The organism is Lonepinella sp. MS14436 (assembly GCF_042470565.1).
In the GTDB taxonomy this organism is placed as follows: domain Bacteria; phylum Pseudomonadota; class Gammaproteobacteria; order Enterobacterales; family Pasteurellaceae; genus Lonepinella.
In genome coordinates, this window is the sequence record NZ_CP170385.1 from 1,722,158 (window position 1) to 1,741,135 (window position 18,978).

15 protein-coding genes and 1 tRNA gene are annotated in these 18,978 nt (G+C 39.3%); 8 read left to right on the forward strand and 8 right to left on the reverse strand.

Annotated features, from left to right (window positions below; all coding sequences use genetic code 11):
* Positions 1-91: 91 nt before the first annotated feature.
* Positions 92-1,162, reverse strand: coding sequence for an LPS export ABC transporter permease LptG (gene lptG / locus O1Q81_RS08340; RefSeq protein WP_386697032.1), 1,071 nt, complete (start codon positions 1,160-1,162; stop codon positions 92-94).
* Between the two features lie 7 nt (positions 1,163-1,169).
* Positions 1,170-2,273, reverse strand: coding sequence for an LPS export ABC transporter permease LptF (gene lptF / locus O1Q81_RS08345; protein ID WP_386686866.1), 1,104 nt, complete (start codon positions 2,271-2,273; stop codon positions 1,170-1,172).
* A gap of 150 nt (positions 2,274-2,423) precedes the next feature.
* Here lptF and O1Q81_RS08350 point away from each other — a divergent pair, with 150 nt between their 5' ends.
* Entirely contained in the window at positions 2,424-3,881 is a 1,458-nt protein-coding gene (locus O1Q81_RS08350; protein WP_386697035.1) for a leucyl aminopeptidase, read from the forward strand.
* Positions 3,882-4,136: 255 nt separating this feature from the next.
* On the opposite strand, the gene O1Q81_RS08355 is transcribed toward O1Q81_RS08350, so the two are convergent.
* Together O1Q81_RS08355 and cmoB are read right to left on the reverse strand one after the other, a co-directional pair.
* Positions 4,137-5,138 carry a TRAP transporter substrate-binding protein gene (locus O1Q81_RS08355; protein ID WP_386697038.1) on the reverse strand — a complete coding sequence of 334 codons (1,002 nt, stop codon included), beginning with the start codon at positions 5,136-5,138 and terminating at the stop codon, positions 4,137-4,139.
* A 204-nt stretch (positions 5,139-5,342) separates the two neighbouring features.
* Positions 5,343-6,308 carry a tRNA 5-methoxyuridine(34)/uridine 5-oxyacetic acid(34) synthase CmoB gene (cmoB, locus tag O1Q81_RS08360; RefSeq protein ID WP_386697041.1) on the reverse strand — a complete coding sequence of 322 codons (966 nt, stop codon included), beginning with the start codon at positions 6,306-6,308 and terminating at the stop codon, positions 5,343-5,345.
* 115 nt (positions 6,309-6,423) lie between these two features.
* Here cmoB and rng point away from each other — a divergent pair, with 115 nt between their 5' ends.
* The 3 genes from rng to O1Q81_RS08375 all read left to right on the forward strand — a co-directional run bounded on the left by rng (position 6,424) and on the right by O1Q81_RS08375 (position 11,789).
* On the forward strand, positions 6,424-7,899 hold the full coding sequence (gene rng, locus O1Q81_RS08365) for a ribonuclease G (protein WP_386694387.1): 1,476 nt from the start codon (positions 6,424-6,426) through the stop codon (positions 7,897-7,899).
* A 570-nt stretch (positions 7,900-8,469) separates the two neighbouring features.
* A complete protein-coding gene (gene tldD, locus O1Q81_RS08370) occupies positions 8,470-9,918 on the forward strand; it encodes a metalloprotease TldD (protein ID WP_386694390.1) in 1,449 nt (482 codons plus the stop codon).
* A gap of 668 nt (positions 9,919-10,586) precedes the next feature.
* Entirely contained in the window at positions 10,587-11,789 is a 1,203-nt protein-coding gene (locus tag O1Q81_RS08375) for an aspartate aminotransferase family protein (protein WP_386697044.1), read from the forward strand.
* A gap of 50 nt (positions 11,790-11,839) precedes the next feature.
* Here the strand turns inward: O1Q81_RS08375 and O1Q81_RS08380 are convergent.
* Positions 11,840-11,916 (reverse strand) — tRNA-Met (locus tag O1Q81_RS08380).
* A 171-nt stretch (positions 11,917-12,087) separates the two neighbouring features.
* On the opposite strand from O1Q81_RS08380, the gene mltA reads away from it, so the two are divergent.
* From mltA to znuA, 3 genes are all read left to right on the forward strand, one after another.
* On the forward strand, positions 12,088-13,194 hold the full coding sequence (gene mltA, locus O1Q81_RS08385; RefSeq protein ID WP_386686884.1) for a murein transglycosylase A: 1,107 nt from the start codon (positions 12,088-12,090) through the stop codon (positions 13,192-13,194).
* 18 nt (positions 13,195-13,212) lie between these two features.
* Positions 13,213-13,980, forward strand: a complete 768-nt coding sequence (gene tcdA, locus O1Q81_RS08390) for a tRNA cyclic N6-threonylcarbamoyladenosine(37) synthase TcdA (RefSeq protein WP_386686887.1) — start codon at positions 13,213-13,215, stop codon at positions 13,978-13,980.
* Between the two features lie 106 nt (positions 13,981-14,086).
* Positions 14,087-15,052 (forward strand): zinc ABC transporter substrate-binding protein ZnuA, encoded by a 966-nt coding sequence (znuA, locus tag O1Q81_RS08395; RefSeq protein WP_386697047.1) that lies wholly within the window; start codon positions 14,087-14,089, stop codon positions 15,050-15,052.
* Between the two features lie 40 nt (positions 15,053-15,092).
* Here the strand turns inward: znuA and O1Q81_RS08400 are convergent, their stop codons facing one another.
* Both O1Q81_RS08400 and O1Q81_RS08405 read right to left on the reverse strand, forming a co-directional pair.
* Positions 15,093-15,491, reverse strand: a complete 399-nt coding sequence (locus O1Q81_RS08400) for a type II toxin-antitoxin system VapC family toxin (RefSeq protein WP_386697051.1) — start codon at positions 15,489-15,491, stop codon at positions 15,093-15,095.
* Positions 15,492-15,499: 8 nt separating this feature from the next.
* A complete protein-coding gene (locus O1Q81_RS08405; RefSeq protein ID WP_386686895.1) occupies positions 15,500-15,760 on the reverse strand; it encodes an antitoxin in 261 nt (86 codons plus the stop codon).
* A 210-nt stretch (positions 15,761-15,970) separates the two neighbouring features.
* On the opposite strand from O1Q81_RS08405, the gene rlmKL reads away from it, so the two are divergent.
* Positions 15,971-18,130, forward strand: coding sequence for a bifunctional 23S rRNA (guanine(2069)-N(7))-methyltransferase RlmK/23S rRNA (guanine(2445)-N(2))-methyltransferase RlmL (rlmKL, locus tag O1Q81_RS08410; protein WP_386697053.1), 2,160 nt, complete (start codon positions 15,971-15,973; stop codon positions 18,128-18,130).
* Between the two features lie 209 nt (positions 18,131-18,339).
* On the opposite strand, the gene grpE is transcribed toward rlmKL, so the two are convergent.
* A complete protein-coding gene (grpE, locus tag O1Q81_RS08415) occupies positions 18,340-18,942 on the reverse strand; it encodes a nucleotide exchange factor GrpE (protein WP_386686901.1) in 603 nt (200 codons plus the stop codon).
* Positions 18,943-18,978 lie beyond the last annotated feature (36 nt).

Sequence of the window (18,978 nt, forward strand, 5' to 3'; positions counted from 1 at the left end):
GCACTTCAAGAAAAACAAAATCAATCAGAAATTTAGTGAGCTACTCTATATGCGGTTTTGGTAAGCGACCTTGTATATAATAATTTAGTAATTAATCTCTCTTACGACTCAATAACCACCAAGTAATAATCAAAAACATGATACTTGGCATTAACGCCCCTACCAATGGCGGAACGCTATAAACTAAACTTAATGGACCAAAAATCTCATTCACCACATAAAATAAGAAACCAAAGCAAATCCCTGCCACAATTCTTGCCCCTGCTGTCACACTACGCAATGGTCCAAAAATAAAGGATAACGCCAACATCATCATCACACCAACGGAAATTGGCTGAAATAATTTCCGCCAGAAAGTTAATTCAAATTTCTTGCTGTCTTGTCCTGTTTGTTTTAAGAAACTAATATAATCCGATAAACCAGAAATTGATAGTGATGTAGGTTTTAAAGAAACAATACCCAGCTTATCAGGTGTTAAATTAGTTTTCCATTTATCATTAAGTTTATTTTGGGTAATGATCTGTTCTTCCGCCATGGTAGATGTATTGATATTTTGTAATACCCACTCACCATCTTGATAAACGCCCTGATTGGCATGAGTCATCTGTTCAAGTTTATGATTTTCATTAAAATGATAAATATAAATATCATTTAATTTGGCTTCTTCGCTAATACGTCCAACAAAAATAAAATCATTACCGTCTTTCGCCCACACACCATTTTTTACTGATAGCATAGAACCACCAGAAATTGCTTTGGCACGCATATCTCGTGCATATTGTTCAGTTTGTGGAATCCCCCACTCGCCAATAATCATAGTTAACACAACCAATGGTAGTGCGGTTTTCATCACAGCAAAACCGATTTTTAAACGAGAAAAACCAGCTGATTGCATTACCACCAATTCACTGCGACTAGCTAAATTACCCAAGGCAATTAATGCACCAAGCAAAGCCGCCATAGGGAAAAAGGTTTCAATATCTTTCGGTATCGTCAACACTGTGTATAAAATAGCTTGCAGACTGTCGTACGAACCTTTTCCTACGCTACGAAATTGTTCAACAAATTTAATAATGGCAGATAAACCCACTAAGGTGAGCAAAGTCGCAAAAATTGTGCCTAAAATACTTTTACCAATATAACGTTCTAAGGTATTCATCATCACTTTTCTATGCCACCTTTGGTTTGTTTAGCATATTACGAATTTTGTACATAAAAGCACTTTCCCAACTATTTAACACAATGCCTAACAGCAGAAAAATGACATTCACTAATGGCATCCATAAACCTGCATCTAATTTCCCAGCACCTCCCGCTGATTTCAATGAACTTTGTGCTAAGAAATAGATTAAATACAATAAAAGTGCGGGTAAAATTTTGGCAAATCTGCCTTGACGCGGATTTACACGGCTTAATGGCACTGCCAATAATGCCATTAATGGTACGGCTAAGACCAAGGTGATTCGCCAATGTAATTCTGCTTTCGCAGCACTAGATTTAACGTTGAGTAAGTCATTAAAATTTAATACTGCTGCTTCATCAGATTCTTTTGAGTCAGCGATTTTGTGACCTAAATAAGCGTGGTATTGATCAAAATTAGTTACTCTAAAATCAGGTAACACAGCAGTCCCCTCTACACGTTGGCTTTTTTCCAAACTTAACAGCTGATCACCATTTGGCAAAGAGGTTAATTCACCCACTTCCGCAGTCACCACCGAAGGTTTAAAATTTTTCTTTGGTTTCATTTGGAAAATATACACATCATGAATTTTATTATTACTAATCTCATTGATAAATAATACAAAATCACCATTATCAGAAGACATAAATTGTCCTGAATTTAAAGCAGCCATACGAGGATTTACTTTAGCATCTTCCACAATTTCTGTTTGTTTCTTAATCGCCCAAGGGGACAACCATAAGGCGTTATAAGCAGCTAATCCAGCGGTAAATATAGATAACAATAAAACCACTTTAATTAATAAACGAGAACCTACACCACAGGCACGCATCACGGTAATTTCACTTTCCGCATAGAGTCGTCCTAGGGTTAATAAAATAGCAATAAACAACGACAAGGGTAACATTAACTGTGCCATAGTCGGCATACCCAACCCGAGTAAAGAAACCACTAAATCTGCTGGCACTTTACCATTCGCAGCAGAGCCTAATACTCTCACTAATTGCTGACAAAAGAAAATCAGAAGTAAAATAAACAAAATCGCCACTTGGCTTTTGAAAACTTCTTTTATTAAATATCTATTTAAAATCACGTTATGCCTGTTCTAATATTGCAAGTGTTCCGTTACAAGATTTTACTTGCAATTTACAAAAATTTGGTTAATTTAAACCGCACTCTGTCGGCTTAAAAGCTAGTCAGTTATAATAGCGTATTTTTAATCATAAAAACAGTAGGAAACAACATGAAATATTCAGCAAATACCACTGCACTTTCCAGTACAGATGCCATTTTATTAGCTATTTTTGAACAAGGCGAACTGTCAAATACTGCCAAACAATTTGATAAGACAGGGGAAATTAGCTCGCTTATCAAGTGCGGTGAAATTTCAGGAAAAATCGGGCAAATCAGTTTATTACGCCAAAATGGGCAGCGTTTAATTTTGGTAGGAGCTGGCAAACAAGGTGAAATCAGCGAACGTGAATTTAAACAGATTGCACAAAAAGCGATGCAATTCGTCAAACAAACCGCCACCAAAACCTTGGTTAATGGCTTAACCGATGTAAAAATTAAAGATCGTGATTTATACTGGAATATTCGTTTTGCCCTCGAAACCTTTGCCACTGAAGATTATATTTTCGATCAATTTAAAAGCAAGAAAAGCGACGTTCAACACAAATTAAGCGAAATTATTTTCCATACTGATGTGCCACAAGCAGAACAAGCTATTCAGCATGCGAAAGCCATTGCCTTAGGAGTAAAAATAGCCAAAGATGTGGCAAATTGCCCACCGAATGTGTGTACACCAAGCTATTTAAGTGAACAAGCAAAAAATCTTGAAAAACACACCGCACTTTTAACCACCACCGTGTTAGATGAAAAAGAGATGGCGAAATTAGGTATGAACGCTTATTTAGCCGTTTCGCGTGGTTCACACAATGAAGCTAAACTGAGTATTTTAGACTATAAAAATCACCCTAATCCCAATGCAAAACCTATCGTGTTAGTGGGAAAAGGATTAACCTTTGATGCGGGCGGTATTTCGCTTAAGCCAGCCGCTGAGATGGACGAAATGAAATACGATATGTGCGGTGCAGCGAGTGTCTTGGGTGTGATGAACGCTTTAGTTGAATTGCAATTACCTCTCAATGTGATTGGCGTGTTAGCAGGTTGTGAAAACCTACCTGACGGCAATGCTTATCGTCCCGGTGATATTCTAACCACCATGAATGGATTAACTGTAGAAGTGCTAAATACTGATGCAGAGGGACGTTTAGTATTGTGTGATACATTGACTTACGTTGAACATTTTGATCCTGAATGTGTGATTGATATTGCCACCTTAACTGGGGCTTGTATGATTGCATTAGGTCAGCATAACAGTGGTTTAGTTTCGAGCGATGATGATCTTTCTGCCCAATTATTGCAAGCCTCACAACAAAGCCAAGATAAAGCATGGCGTTTACCGTTAAGCGAAGAATATCAAGAGCAGCTTAAATCGAATTTTGCCGATTTAGCCAATATTGGCGGACGTTTTGGGGGTGCCATTACAGCGGGGGCGTTTTTATCCAATTTTGCGACCAAATACCCTTGGGCACATTTAGATATTGCTGGCACAGCTTGGTTACAAGGGGCGAATAAAGGGGCGACTGGACGACCTGTTGGGCTTTTAACTCAGTTTTTGATTAATCAAGTGAAATAATAAAGGGGCTGTACTAGATGGCTGAAAAATTTCCCATTTGGGGTTAATGCACACCATAAACTAGGACACGTTAATGTTTCATTTTTAACGGATGTTACGAGAGAAAGATAATATCCACTCCCTTAACCTGATGTCCGTTTTTTATGACGTATGCCATAATTATTTTGAAAGGATAAAAATCTTGGTATATGAAAAGGTATTGAGAGATTAAAAAAACAGCCTTGTATCACCAGACACAAGGCTGTGGCAAATTGTTTATTTCTTGCGATCGGCTTCAATTGAAGCATTGATCTTCTTCAGCCACGCATCGCCGTTTTTCTCTATATAAGGTTTTTCCACCAGAGGACGCATTTTCTCGCGGAACAGTCCAGTGTCCACCTCATTGATTTTCATGCCTTTCTGTTTCATATCCTGAATGAATTTTGCTGCATTTTCATTGGAAAACTGACGCATTTTCACTGCTCCCGCATAAGATGCTTTCAACAGAATATCCTGCGTTTCTTTCGGCATTGCATTAAATTTTTCCAAATTCATTACCTGAATCAGTGGTCCATACATATGTTGGGTTAAAGAAAGATATTTTTGCACTTCATAGAACTTGCCCGTATAAATCGGTGCAATCGGATGTTCCTGTGCTTCTAACTCACCGCTTTTCAATTTGCCGTAAATTTCTCCGTAAGGCAGCGGTTCGGGTTCTGCTCCTACGCCTTTCCATAAATCGACATGGACGGGGTTTGCCGGCATGACGCGGATTTTTAGACCTGCCAAATCTTCTGGTTTGGTAATCGGCTTAACATTACTGGTCACAGAACGGATACCGTTTTCCCAGAAAGACAACCCTTTCAAATTGTAAGGCTCGAGTGTCGCCAGCATTTCTTTCCCGAAATCACTGTCCAAGACTTTATAAGCCTGTTCGACTGAATCAAACAGATACGGAATATCAAACACATTCAGGCGGGGTTCCATTGATGAATACAACCCAGCTCCGCCCTGGAAAATATCCAGTTCGCCTTTTTTGACCATTTCTATCATTTGCGGTCCTGTTCCCAACTGTTGGTCGGGATACAGCTCAATGGCAATCTGTCCCTTTGATAACTCATCGGCGACTTTTGCCATTTCTTTTGCACCGACTCCCTGCGGGCTGTCTATTGAGGGCTCCAGCCCTAAGCGTAGCGTTATTTCTGGTTTGGGAAATGCTGTTGTAGCGAACAGACTCAACACAGCCGCTAAAGATAATAAAGTAAATTTGATTTTCATAACAACTCCTTGATGGTTAAGGTTATTCATGACATCAAGAGCAACAACCGATCTGCTCCATTACCAGTTTGATGATTTTATCAACAAAAATCAAGGGGCTATACTAGATAACTGAAAAAATTCCCTTTAACTAACTGTTTTAATATAGAAATTTTCTCTTTCAAATTAGAGTGATTAAATCGCTATTCGCACCTTAATTCCATTTTATTTGTTGGCAATAATCACTGCCCTTTTCGGTGCGGGGTAGCCCTCAATAGTTTTACTGTGATCTTCTGGATCTAAAAAATCAATCAGGCTTTCATTGTCTAACCAATCTGTTTTACGCTGTTCATCTAAGCTGGTCACGGCTTCATCCACACAACGCACATGACGAAAACCGACTTTTTGTAACCAGTTAATCAAACAGGCAACAGAGGGGATAAAATACACATTTTTCATTTTGGCATAACGATCTGCTGGCACCAGTACTGTATTCACATCACCATCAATCACCAAGGTTTCTAGCACTAACTCGCCCCCTTTGCGAAGCTGATCTTTCAGCTGGCTTAGGTGATCTAACGGTGATTTACGATGATATAACACGCCCATTGAAAACACCGTATCAAACACACCCAACGGTTGCATTTGTTCAATGCCTAAAGGAATTAAATTCGCTCGGCGGTCATGATTGAGCAGTTTACGAACAGCCTCAAATTGGCATAAAAATAATTCTGTCGGATCAATACCGACCACCATTTTAGCCCCCTCGCCAACCATTCGCCACATGTGATAACCACTGCCACAGCCGACATCTAAAATGGTACGATCTTGCAATGGGGCTAAATGCGGTAATACCCGATCCCATTTAAAATCTGACCGCCATTCACAATCAATATGTACGCCATACAGATGATAAGGACCTTTTCGCCACGGCATAAGCTGTTTAAGATGATAAACCAAACGCTGTTGTTCACCGTCTGATAATGGCAAATCTCGCACCGATTTCACCGCAGTTTTTAAATCAATCTGATCAGCCGTTAAGTGCGGTAAAAAATCTACAATTTTTGCCCATTTAGCATAATCACCATGAGTTTGTTTTTCCCATTGTTTGAGTTGCAAGGGCAATGTTTCCAACCACGCCGATAAATTAGTGGTCGCAATTTGTTGATAAAAAGGACGAAAATCAATCATAAAATTCACATAAATTTGAGAAAGGTCACATTTTACCTGATTTGTACTTGTATTTCTATTTTACTTTTCGCTATCCTAAACCACTATTTTTTAAATTTAGGAACGTGGAACTCAAATGAATTCCGTTGAATTATTAGTCAATATTACCCCTAACGAAACCAGAATTGCCTTGATGGACTCGGGGATTTTAAAAGAAGTACATATTGAACGCCAAGCCAAACGTGGTATTGTCGGGAATATTTATAAAGGTCGTGTAACACGTGTTTTACCTGGTATGCAATCCGCTTTTGTGGATATTGGTTTAGAAAAAGCCGCTTTCCTACACGCCTCCGATATTGTTTCACATACCGAATGTGTGGATGAAGATGAACAAAAGCAATTTGTGGTGAAAGATATTGCTCAATTAGTTCACGAGGGACAAGATATTGTGGTACAAGTCGTCAAAGACCCGATCAGCACCAAAGGGGCAAGATTGACAACCGATATTACGCTCCCCTCTCGCTATTTAGTCTTTATGCCAGAAAATAGCCATGTGGGCGTATCACAACGTATTGAAAGCGAAGAAGAAAGAGCGAGATTAAAAGCCCTTGCCGAACCCTATTGTGATGAACTTGGCGGTTATATTGTGCGTACCGCAGCGGAAGGGGTGAGTGAAGAAGAATTAAAACAAGATGCGGATTTTTTAAAACGTGTTTGGCGAAAAGTCATGGAACGCCGAGCTAAATATAAAACGAAAACAAAAATCTATGGTGAATTAGCCCTAACCCAACGGGTATTACGTGATTTCATTGGGCAAGGCATTGAAAAAATCCGTATTGATTCTAAACTCTGCTTTGCGGAAGTAAAAGAATTTACCGAAGAATTTATGCCTGAACTCACCGATAAATTAGTATTATATTCTGGTGATCAGCCACTATTTGATGTATATGGGGTGGAAAGTGCTATTAATATCGCATTAAATAAACGGGTTAATTTAAAATCTGGCGGCTATTTAATTATTGAGCAAACCGAAGCCATGACTACGATTGATATTAATACAGGGGCATTTGTCGGTCATCGCAATTTGGAAGAAACCATTTTTAACACCAATATTGAAGCCACTCAAGCCATTGCACAACAGTTACAATTACGTAATTTAGGCGGTATCATTATTATTGATTTTATCGATATGCAAACCGAAGATCATCGTCAACGTGTCTTACAATCCTTACAGGAAGCGTTAAGTAAAGATCCTGTGAAAACTAACGTCAATGGCTTTACCCAACTGGGTTTAGTGGAAATGACCCGCAAGCGTACACGTGAAAGTTTAGAGCATATTTTGTGTGACGATTGTACAGTTTGCCAAGGTCGGGGACATACTAAAACCGTGGAAACCGTGTGTTATGAAATTATGCGTGAAGTGATTCGGGTACATCATTTATTTTCCAGTGAACAATTTACTATTTATGCTTCTCCAGCGGTGGCGGATTATTTGATTAAGGAAGAAAGCCATGGGTTGTTGGCGGAAGTGGAGATGTTTATTGGCAAGCAGGTTCAAGTGCGTCCTGAGGTGTTTTATACGCAGGAGCAATTTGATGTTGTTGTAATGTGATTTGTTTTTACTTTCTTTGCTTGTGCAAAGAAAGTAACAAAGAAACACACCCCAACTTTGCCTTGTTTCCTGAAAATGATTAAATTTGCTTAACGGAAAAGTTGTCAACTCGCTTCGCTCAAACAGCACAACTTTTCCTACAAATTTAATCCTTTTCAGGCGGCAAACATGGGGACCCCATTAGTGGTAGAATAAAGTAGGGTGGAAAAATACCTAGCACTGGCGTACTAGGTTAAGCATGGTGACGCTACTCCGTAGCTTAAAAAAATATTTATTTTTTTCACCGCACTTTTACTTAAACTCGATCAAAACTTGGGGTCCCGTCTGAGCGTTTTGGTATTTTTAGCTAAATTTTGCCTGTCTGAGCGTAGCGAGTTCAAAATTTAGCGTTAAGAAAATACCAAATAAGCGAAGAAAAGCGGTGAAGTCGGGGGTGTGCTTTTCTTTGCCTACTTTCTTTTGCACAAGCAAAAGAAAGTATGGTCGCCCATCGGGCGAAATCCGATTTATACAAAATCCCAAAACTATGCTAAAATCCACCGCACTTTTAATCAAAAACCAAAAACAATTATGCTAAGACAAGTCCAACAATCCCTACTCACCCAAAGCAACCTATCCCTACCTGACCTCCAAAACATCTTCGACATCATGTCGCACCGCCAAATCGACTATGCCGATCTCTATTTCCAACTTAGCCAAGATGAAAGTTGGGTATTAGAAGATAGCATTATCAAAGAGGGCGGTTTTCATATTGATCGTGGTGTGGGCGTACGTGCAGTAAGTGGTGAAAAAACTGGGTTTGCCTATTCTGACCAGATTAATTTAGCCAATTTACAGCAGTGTGCGAATGCGGTAAAAGGTATTGCACTACCTAATCATGGCAATATTATCAAACCATTACGTTTTAATGAAGTGAACGCTATTGCTCGTTATGCTGCTATTAACCCTTTAAATACCTTAAGCAAAGAACAGAAAATTGAATTATTGCATTTGGTGGATCGCACTGCCCGAGCAGAAAGCCCTTATGTGACTAAAGTCACGGCAAATCTCACCGCACTTTATGAAGAAATGTTAGTAGTTGCCACTGATGGCACCTTGGCAGCCGATATTCGCCCATTAATTCGCTTGTCCATTTCCGTTATGGTGGAAAAAGACGGTAAACGTGAACGTGGTAGTGCTGGTGTGGGTGCTAGAGTGGGCTTAGACTGGTTTTTTGAATCCTATTTAGGTGAACAGAGAGCCGTTTATTTTGCTAAAGAAGCCGTTCGCCAAGCCTTAGTCAATGTGAATGCAGTATCTGCTCCGTCTGGTTTAATGCCTGTCATTTTGGGGGCGGGTTGGCCCGGTGTGCTATTACATGAAGCCGTCGGTCATGGTTTAGAGGGGGACTTCAACCGTAAAGAAAGTTCATTATTTACAGGCAAAATTGGTGAGTTAGTCACTTCCCCTTTATGTACTATTGTAGATGACGGCACGTTACAAAATCGCCGTGGCTCCATAACCATGGACGATGAGGGTGTTCCAAGTCAATGTAATGTATTGATTAAAGACGGTATTTTGCAAGGCTATATGCAAGACAAAATGAATGCCCGTTTAATGGGTGTTGCCCCGACTGGCAACGGTCGCCGTGAAAGCTATGCACATTTGCCAATGCCACGTATGACAAATACCTATATGTTGGCAGGTTCAAGTAAATTTGATGATTTGATCGCCAGTGTCGATCAGGGTATTTTTGCACCGCACTTTGGTGGCGGTCAGGTGGATATTACGTCGGGTAAATTTACTTTCTCCATGTCAGAAGCCTATTTAATTGAAAAAGGCAAAATCACTAAGCCAATTAAAGGGGCAACGATGATTGGTAATGGGATTGAAGTCATGCAACAGGTTTCTATGGTGGCGGATAATTTAGAAATCGATCACGGCATTGGTGTGTGTGGCAAGGACGGACAAAGTGTACCAGTGGGGGTGGGGCAACCAGCTTGTAAGATTGAGAAGATAACGGTTGGGGGAACAAATTAGATTTTTATTTAATTTGTCCTTAACCTTTTTGTTTATGGCTAGATCGGGTTTCGCCGATGGCGACCATACTTTCTTTTGCTTATGCAAAAGAAAGTAGGCAAAGAAAAGCACACCCCGACTTCACCACTTTTCTGAGCTTATTTGGTATTTTCTTAACGCTAAATTTTGAACTCGCTACGCTCAGACATACAAAATTTAGCTAAAAATACCAAAACGCTCAGGCGGTTCAGACGGGACCCCAAGTTTTGATCGAGCATAACAAAAGTGCGGTGAAAAAATAGATATTTTTTAAGCTACGGAGTAACGTTACCATACCTAACCTAGTACGCCAGTACTAGGTATTCTCAAATTTTCCACAGCACTTCATTCCACCACCAATGGGGTCCCCATGTTTGCCGCCTGAAAAGGATTAAATTTGTAGGAAAAGTTGTGCTGTTTGAGCGAAGCGAGTTGACAACTTTTCCGTTAAGCAAATTTAATTATTTTCAGGAAACAAGGCAAAGTTGGGGTGTGCTTTCTTTTTGCTTACTTTTTCTTTGCACAAGCAAAGAAAAAGTAAGTCGCCATCGGCGAAACCGATTCCAATTAAAAAACTGAATTTTTATTCAAAACTATTGCATAAAAAATCAAATCCTTTTATCCTATCTAAAAAATAAAGGAAGATCAAAATGCCCCAATACAACAGACAAACATTCGATCAAGTCATGATCCAAAACTACACCCCCGCTAACTTTATCCCCATCAAAGGAAAAGGAAGCCACGTCTGGGATCAAGACGGCAAGGAATATATTGACTTCACCAGTGGCATTGCCGTTAATTCACTCGGTCACTGCCCTGATGAAATTGTGGAGGTACTCAAAGCCCAAAGCGAAAAATTATGGCATTCAAGTAACTGGTTTACCAGCGAACCTACGCTTGCTCTTGCCAGTAAACTGGTGCAACATACTTTTTCAGAGCGTGTCATGTTCGCTAATTCTGGTGCAGAAGCCAATGAGGCGGCATTAAAATTAGCTCGCCGTTATGCAGTGGATAACTACGGTTATCAAAAATCAACCATTATCTCCTTTAAACAAAGTTTCCACGGTCGTACGCTGTTTACCGTCAGCGTTGCAGGACAACCGAAATATTCTGATGGCTTTGGTCCAAAACCAGCAGATATTATTCATGTTAAATTTAATGATTTAGCCAGCGTAAAAGCGGTGATTGATGATCGTTGCTGTGCGGTGATTGTTGAGCCCATTCAAGGTGAAAGTGGGATTATTCCTGCCACCACAGAATTTTTACAAGGCTTACGTCAACTTTGTGATGAAAATAACGCCTTGTTGATTTTTGACGAAGTACAAACAGGCGTGGGGCGTACTGGCTATCTGTATGCGTATCAAAAATATGGTGTAATCCCTGATATTCTCACCACTGCCAAAGCCTTAGGTAATGGCTTTCCAATTAGTGCCATGCTGACCACCACAGAGATTGCCAAAAGTTTTTCCCCTGGGGTACATGGTACTACGTTTGGGGGAAATCCATTGGCTTGTGCTGTCGCCGAAAAAGTGATTGATACCATTGCTAATGATAAATTCTTGGCTCAAGTTAACCGCACTTCTGCACTATTTAAAGCCGAATTAGCTAAATTAAACGAACAATTTCATTTATTTAAGGAAATTAGAGGCGAAGGGTTATTAATTGGTGCAGAATTAGTTGAAAAATACCAAGGCAAAGCAAGTGATTTCGTCAAAGTGGCGGCAGAAAACGGCTTAATGATTTTAGTGGCTGGACCGAATGTGTTACGTTTTGCACCTGCATTAAATATCAGTGAACAAGATCTTTTACAAGGGATTGAGCGATTAACCAAAACCTTAAAATGTTTCGCCTAAGATAAAAAGTAAAAAAGCGTTAACCTTGTGATTAACGCTTTTTTTGAATTTGGTTGCGGGGGCTGGATTTGAACCAACGACCTTCGGGTTATGAGCCCGACGAGCTACCAAGCTGCTCCACCCCGCGTCTGAAGTGGTGTAATATACACTGAAAAATACTGAATGCAAGTAAAAATCCCTGAAATTCGTTTATTTGTTGTAAAAACCAACAAAAAGTATAAAAAAGACTAGGGATACTGGTTAAATTTTGATAGGATATTGCCTTTTCGGGTTAATTCAATCTAGGGTTTTTATTAAAATGATTTCAAAGCGTATCAAACATAAAATGCTAGCATTACTTGCATCAGCATTACTTGTTGCTTGCTCTTCAAACGAGGTTCAAGCACCTAAAATAAAAGCTAATATTGACAACACTGATATGAAAAAATTCGGTGCCAAATATTCTGGACGTCAATATACTCCAGAGATATTTACCAGCGTATCTCGAATTGACAATAATGGTAGTGTAATTAATCAAGGCGACTTTTTAAGTCAATTATCTAATGTTCGCAATTATTCAAGCCGTATTACCAATACTTTCGCTAATAATTATAGTAAAATTCAACAATGGGTATTAGCTGGAGCCAACGTATCCGAACTGGCTAATTATGGCATTCACCCACAAGTCATGGCTGGTACTGACAACTTTCAAAATGTGTTGATGACAGGTTATTACTCGCCTGTTATTCATGCTCGCCGTTCTCCACAAGGTAAATATAATCAACCTATTTATGCTATGCCTAGCCAAAAACGCTTTAGTCGCTCCCAAATTTATGCTGGAGCATTAGCTGGCAAGGGCTTAGAATTAGCTTATAGTGACTCTATGTTAGATAACTTCTTACTTGGTGTACAAGGCAGTGGTTATGTGGACTTTGGGGATGGTCGCTTAAACTATTTTGCTTATGCAGGTCAAAATGGTTTTCCATACACAGCAGTAGGGCGTTTATTAGTTGAAGACGGCGAAATTCCAAAAGAAAAAATGTCGATTCAGGCTATTCGTGACTGGGGACTACGTAATCCATCACGTTTACAAGGCTTATTAGAACGCAATTCCTCTTATGTATTCTTTAAAAATGACCCAACTGGTCAAGTGAAAGGTTCTGCTGGTGTACCATTAGTACCTATGGCATCTGTCGCATCCGATCGTCAAATCGTGCCATCAGGCACCGTATTATTAATGGAAGTGCCACAAATTGACAATAACGGCAACTGGACTGGTCAACATCATTTACATTTAATGGTAGCGTTAGATGTAGGTGGTGCTGTTAAAGGTCAGCACTTTGATTTATATCGGGGAATCGGCGATCAAGCGGGACACCTTTCTGGATTAACTAAACATTACGGACGCGTTTGGGTATTACGCTAATCCAACGTTTAAGCGAATATGACCAAAAGAATTGATAACTTCGAGCAACGTTTTGGTGGAATCGGACGATTATACACGCCTACGGCTTTAACTCGCTTGAGCCAAGCTCATATTTGTGTCATCGGTATCGGTGGAGTCGGTTCTTGGGCAGTTGAAGCCCTTGCTCGTTCTGGAATTGGCAACATTACTATGATTGATATGGACGATATTTGTGTGACCAATATCAACCGTCAAATTCATGCGTTGACTGGTAATATTGGCAAGCTCAAAACCGAAGTCATGGCTGAACGTATTAAATTAATCAATCCAGAATGTAAAGTACATATTATTGATGACTTTCTTTCCAATGAAAATTTAGCCGACTATATCACTCCTAACTATGATTATGTCATTGATGCGATTGATAGTGTAAAAACCAAATCAGCCTTAATTGCCTATTGTAAGCGTAATAAAATCAAGATGATAACCATAGGTGGAGCGGGTGGACAAACCGATCCGACACAAATCCAAATTACCGATTTAAGTAAAACTATCCAAGATCCATTACTCTCCAAAGTCCGTTCAAACTTACGTAAAGATTATCATTTTAGCCAAAATCCAAAACGAAAATTTGGAATTGATGCCGTTTTCTCCAGCCAGCCACTCATTTTTCCACAAATGAATGAAAACTGTGATGTTTCTGCTAGCATGAATTGTGCTAATGGCTTTGGTGCTGCTACTATGGTAACAGCTACTTTCGGTTTTTTTGCTGTAGCTCGAGTAATTGATAAATTACTCAAATCATAATTATTTTCTTCAAAGAACTTATTTTTTTATAAAAAAAAAGATGGCTTTTTTAAAAAAATAGGCGTAATCTATCCGCACTTTTTACATTTCAAGTAAGGAAAAAATAATGTCTAAATTAACTAAAACAGCTATTGCCAGTGCTATATTAGCTACTGCATTTGCCGCACAAGCGGATATTGTGACTTCAGTCAAACCCTTAGGTTTTATTGCATCTTCTATTGCCAATGGTGTACTTGATACTCAAATTATTGTACCCGCGGGTGCCTCACCACACGATTACAACTTAAAACCAACAGATGTGCAAAAAATTAAATCCGCAGATTTAGTATTATGGATTGGCAAAGACGTAGATAGCTTTTTAAGCAAAAGCATCGCTCAAGCAGATCAGAAAAAATTAGTTACCATTGCTGAAATTGACGGAGTCACTGCTTTATTAGAAAAATCCGCTCATCACCATCATCATGACGATGGTGGTGACGATGATGATCACGACCATGATCATGCAGATCATGAGCATGAACACGAAGGGCATCACCACGAAGTAGATGAAAATGGTTTAACTGTCAACTGGCACGTATGGTATTCACCACAAATTAGTCAATTAGTGGCAAATCAAGTAGCCCAAAAATTAACTGAACAATTCCCTGCCAAAAAAGCATTAATTGAAGAAAACTTAGCAAATTTCAACCGCACTTTACAAGAAAGCAGCAGCCAAATCACCAAACAGCTCAGTGCATTTAAAGATAAGGGTTTCTATGTTTTCCATGATGCTTACGGCTATTTTAACCATGCTTATGGTTTAAACCAAACGGGAGCATTTACGATTAACCCATTAGTTGCACCAGGTGCAAAAACTATTGCGGAAATCAAAGAAGAAATTGAAGAACACAAAGTAAATTGCTTATTTGCTGAACCGCAATTTACCCCAAAAGTAATTAATACGTTAGCGAAAAGCACGGGGGTTAAAGTGGGACGTTTAGATCCTATGGGTGAAAATATTAAATTAGGCAAAAATTCCTATACCCAATTTCTACAATTTACGGCTGACAGTTATGCGAGTTGTTTGAAATAGTGGCTTATTATCTAGGGGAGAGTAACTTTCCCCTAGATTTTTATCTAGTCCAATCTTCCACAACTAACCCTTGAATTTGCTGAAAAGCATTATCGCTCGTCACTAAAACCGCACTAATACTATAAGCATGACTCGCAATCAACATATCTAATTGACTCAAATTTTTACCAGATAATTCACTACGAGAACATAAATCAGCATAAGATAGTGCTGTTTGTTGGTGAAAAGGTAACACTTCAACTCGAACAAGAAATTCATTCACCGCCAAGCGAAGTTTATGTGCATTAGGGCGTTTCGCTAAACCATATTGCAGTTCAGCACAGGTAATGGACGAAATACAAAGTGATGCCATCGGTACGCTTTGTAAATGAACTAAAGCAGTAATATTTCCTTTAATTATATAGCTCACCGTGTTGGTATCTAATAAATAACGTTGCATTTTATCCCCTATTCTTGCCAATCATCAAAAGGATCCCGTTCAATGCTTCCTATCATTGAACGCTCTCCTAAATTAAGCACTTCTCCAGCATTTCTAGCATCAAGGCTGGCTTTCAGGAAATTATCCCAAGATGGTGGTCGTTTAGATAAAATAACATCACCTGTCCGTTCATCTTTACGGATATAAACTTCCACGCCAGGAAAACGAAACTGTGCTGGCAAGCGAACGGCTTGACTTTGCCCATTCATAAAAAGTTTAGCAGTTTGCATAATATATTTATCCTTCAGTTCAGGCATTAGATGATATTAATATATACTATAATATAGTCTTTTTCAACTTGCCATTATTGTATAATTTACGAATTCACGCTTAAATGGAAAAATATTGATTTTGGAATCAAGATCACAAAAGTAGTAAATTGAATAACGGTTTAATGTTATAATTTCACACAAGATTTCCAACCTATTTAGAGAATATCCATGAAAAAACTTTTCGCCACTACTGGACGTGGTTTTGAAGAATTGCTGAAAGTCGAACTCACCGATCTTGGTGCAACTGAATGTCAAGTGGCACAAGGTGGTGTGCATTTTATCGCGGACGATGAAACCCAGTACAAGGTACTATTGTGGTCGCGGCTCGCCTCTCGGGTGTTATTGCCATTGGCACAAAGTAAGATTTACAGTGATTTAGATCTCTATTCCACCGTATTATCGCAAGACTGGCTATCACATTTTGATGAAAGATCCCGATTTTTAGTGGATTTTAACGGCACAAACCAAGAAATTCGCCACACACAATTCGGTGCAATGCGAGTTAAAGACGGTATTGTGGATTATTTTGAGCGACAAGGTCGGAGTCGTCCTGATGTGGATAAAGACAACCCTGATATTCGGATTCATGCCTATTTAAATCGTGAGAATTTTATTCTTTCGCTCGATTTAAGCGGTGATGCCTTACATTTACGTGGCTATCGAGAGGAAACTGGTGTTGCTCCATTACGTGAAACCTTAGCCGCCGCAATCGTATTACGTTCAGGCTGGAAAGTGGGAACACCCTTGGTGGATCCGATGTGTGGTTCAGGCACTTTGTTAATTGAAGCGGCTCAAATGGAAGCTAAAATTGCACCGCAGTTGCACCGTATGCACTGGGGTTTTGATTTTTGGAAAGGGCATAATCCGTCCGCATGGGAAAAGGTGAAAACAGAAGCCGTTGAATTAGCTGAAACAGAATTTAACAAAAATCCCCACCCGCATTTTTATGGCTTTGATTTAGATCACCGCGTTATTCAAAAAGCACAGCACAACGCTCAACAGGCTGGCGTAGCACATCTAATTCAATTTAAACAATCCGATATAGCAGCGTTAAGAAATCCGATCGAAAATGGTGAAAAGGGTACGGTCATCTGTAATCCCCCTTATGGCGAACGTCTAGGCACTACACCTGCATTAATCGCCTTGTATTCTGTATTCGGACAACGCTTAAAACAACAATTTGGCGGTTGGAATGCCTCTATTTTTAGTTCAGAACCAAGTTTATTAGATTGCCTACGTTTGCGTTCACATCGTCAATTTAAGGCAAAAAATGGTCCATTAGATTGTGTACAAAAAAATTATCAAATTTCTGACCGCAGTTTAACTGAATCAGAACAAAATACCGAACAAAGTGCGGTGCAAAATTTAGCATTTTCAGCCAACAATAATGTGGCTATTGATTTTGCCAATCGCCTACAAAAAAATATCAAAAAAATTGAAAAATGGGCGAATCAACAGGGATTACAAGCCTATCGCTTATATGATGCAGATTTACCCGATTATAATCTCGCCATAGATCGTTATGCGGATCACATTGTGGTGCAAGAATACGCTCCACCAAAAAATATTGATGAAAATAAATCTCGCCAACGTTTACTTGATGCAGTAACGGCAACCCTTGCAGTCACTGGTATTGAAACCAATAAATTGATTCTAAAAGTTCGCCAAAAACAAAAAGGCAAAAATCAATATGAGAAATTAGCCAACAAAGGCGAGTATTTTTATGTGGAAGAATACGGTGCAAAATTGTGGGTAAATCTGACCGATTATTTGGATACAGGATTATTTTTGGATCACCGTTTAACGCGTAAAATGCTAGGCGAAATGGCAAAAGGCAAAGATTTCTTAAATTTATTTGCTTATACAGGCTCTGCGACTATTCATGCTGCATTAGGTGGTGCCAAATCAACCACCACCGTGGATATGTCAAACACCTATTTAAACTGGGCAGAACAGAACTTAATTTTAAATGATTTAGATGCTAAACAGCACCATTTAATTCAGGCAGATTGTTTACAATGGCTAGAAAAATGCGATCGGCAATTTGATTTGATTTTTGTGGATCCACCGACATTTTCAAATTCAAAACGCATGGAAGACAGTTGGGACGTACAACGCGATCATATTAAATTAATGCAAAATCTTAAACGGATTTTACGCCCAAATGGCACCATTGTTTTTTCCAACAATAAACGTGGCTTTAAAATGGATTTTGAGAGTTTAGCGGAACTGGGACTAAGTGCGGTGGAAATTTCAAACAAAACCTTGCCGTTAGATTTTGAACGGAATAAGCAGATTCATAATTGTTGGGTATTGAGTGTTGTGTAATCCCCCGTCTGAACCGCCTGAGCGTTTTGGTATTTTTAGCTAAATTTTGCATGTCTGAGCGAAGCGAGTTCAAAATTTAGCGTTAAGAAAATACCAAATAAGCGAAGAAAAGCGGTGAAGTCGGGGCGTGTTTTCTTTTGCCTACTTTTCTTTGCACGAGCAAAGAAAAGTATGGTCGCCATCGGCGAAATACGATCGAAAAGTAAAGACTACGCTGCCACCATAACCATAGCAGGACGAATCACCCGACTATTCAACAAATACCCTTTCTGTAACACCACGGTAATTTGATTGGTTGCAAACCCTTCGGTCGGTTGCATTGAAATAGCTTGATGCAGTTCTGGATTAAAGGTTTCCCCAACTACTCCCACTGGTTCAATACCAAAACGAGCTACGGTCGCTAATAAATCTTTTAAAGTTAATTCTACACCGTCAAATAAGCCCTTAACACATTCATCTTCTTTATTTGCAGGGGTAGTTAATGCTCGCTCAAGGTTGTCAATGGTATTCAAAATCTCTTTTGAGAATTTTTCTAAGGCAAATTTATGGGCTTTTTCCACATCTTGTTCGGCACGGCGGCGGACATTTTCCATTTCTGCTCTAGCTCGCAATAGGCTTTCTTGCTCTTTTTGACTAGCTTCCACCAGTTGCTGTTCTAGTTCTTGCACACGTAAAATAGCTTCTTCTAGAGCATCTATTTCTTCATTTGCTGTGGTGTCATCAACATTTTCTGTTGATTCAACTTGCTCCATTTGTTCCTGTGTTTCTTCTGTTACCACTTCTTCTGCTTGCTGTTTTTCTTGTTCTGCCATTATTTTTACTCCATAAAATAGTATAAAATCTTAATG

Excerpts from the sequence above, each read along its gene's own strand:
- lptG (WP_386697032.1), bottom strand. The coding sequence starts at position 1,162 with ATGATGAATACCTTAGAACGTTATATTGGTAAAAGTATTTTAGGCACA.
- O1Q81_RS08350 (WP_386697035.1), top strand. The coding sequence starts at position 2,424 with ATGAAATATTCAGCAAATACCACTGCACTTTCCAGTACAGATGCCATT.
- O1Q81_RS08355 (WP_386697038.1), bottom strand. The coding sequence starts at position 5,138 with ATGAAAATCAAATTTACTTTATTATCTTTAGCGGCTGTGTTGAGTCTG.
- cmoB (WP_386697041.1), bottom strand. The coding sequence starts at position 6,308 with ATGATTGATTTTCGTCCTTTTTATCAACAAATTGCGACCACTAATTTA.
- rng (WP_386694387.1), top strand. The coding sequence starts at position 6,424 with ATGAATTCCGTTGAATTATTAGTCAATATTACCCCTAACGAAACCAGA.
- tldD (WP_386694390.1), top strand. The coding sequence starts at position 8,470 with ATGCTAAGACAAGTCCAACAATCCCTACTCACCCAAAGCAACCTATCC.
- O1Q81_RS08375 (WP_386697044.1), top strand. The coding sequence starts at position 10,587 with ATGCCCCAATACAACAGACAAACATTCGATCAAGTCATGATCCAAAAC.
- mltA (WP_386686884.1), top strand. The coding sequence starts at position 12,088 with ATGATTTCAAAGCGTATCAAACATAAAATGCTAGCATTACTTGCATCA.
- tcdA (WP_386686887.1), top strand. The coding sequence starts at position 13,213 with ATGACCAAAAGAATTGATAACTTCGAGCAACGTTTTGGTGGAATCGGA.
- znuA (WP_386697047.1), top strand. The coding sequence starts at position 14,087 with ATGTCTAAATTAACTAAAACAGCTATTGCCAGTGCTATATTAGCTACT.
- O1Q81_RS08400 (WP_386697051.1), bottom strand. The coding sequence starts at position 15,491 with ATGCAACGTTATTTATTAGATACCAACACGGTGAGCTATATAATTAAA.
- O1Q81_RS08405 (WP_386686895.1), bottom strand. The coding sequence starts at position 15,760 with ATGCAAACTGCTAAACTTTTTATGAATGGGCAAAGTCAAGCCGTTCGC.
- rlmKL (WP_386697053.1), top strand. The coding sequence starts at position 15,971 with ATGAAAAAACTTTTCGCCACTACTGGACGTGGTTTTGAAGAATTGCTG.
- grpE (WP_386686901.1), bottom strand. The coding sequence starts at position 18,942 with ATGGCAGAACAAGAAAAACAGCAAGCAGAAGAAGTGGTAACAGAAGAA.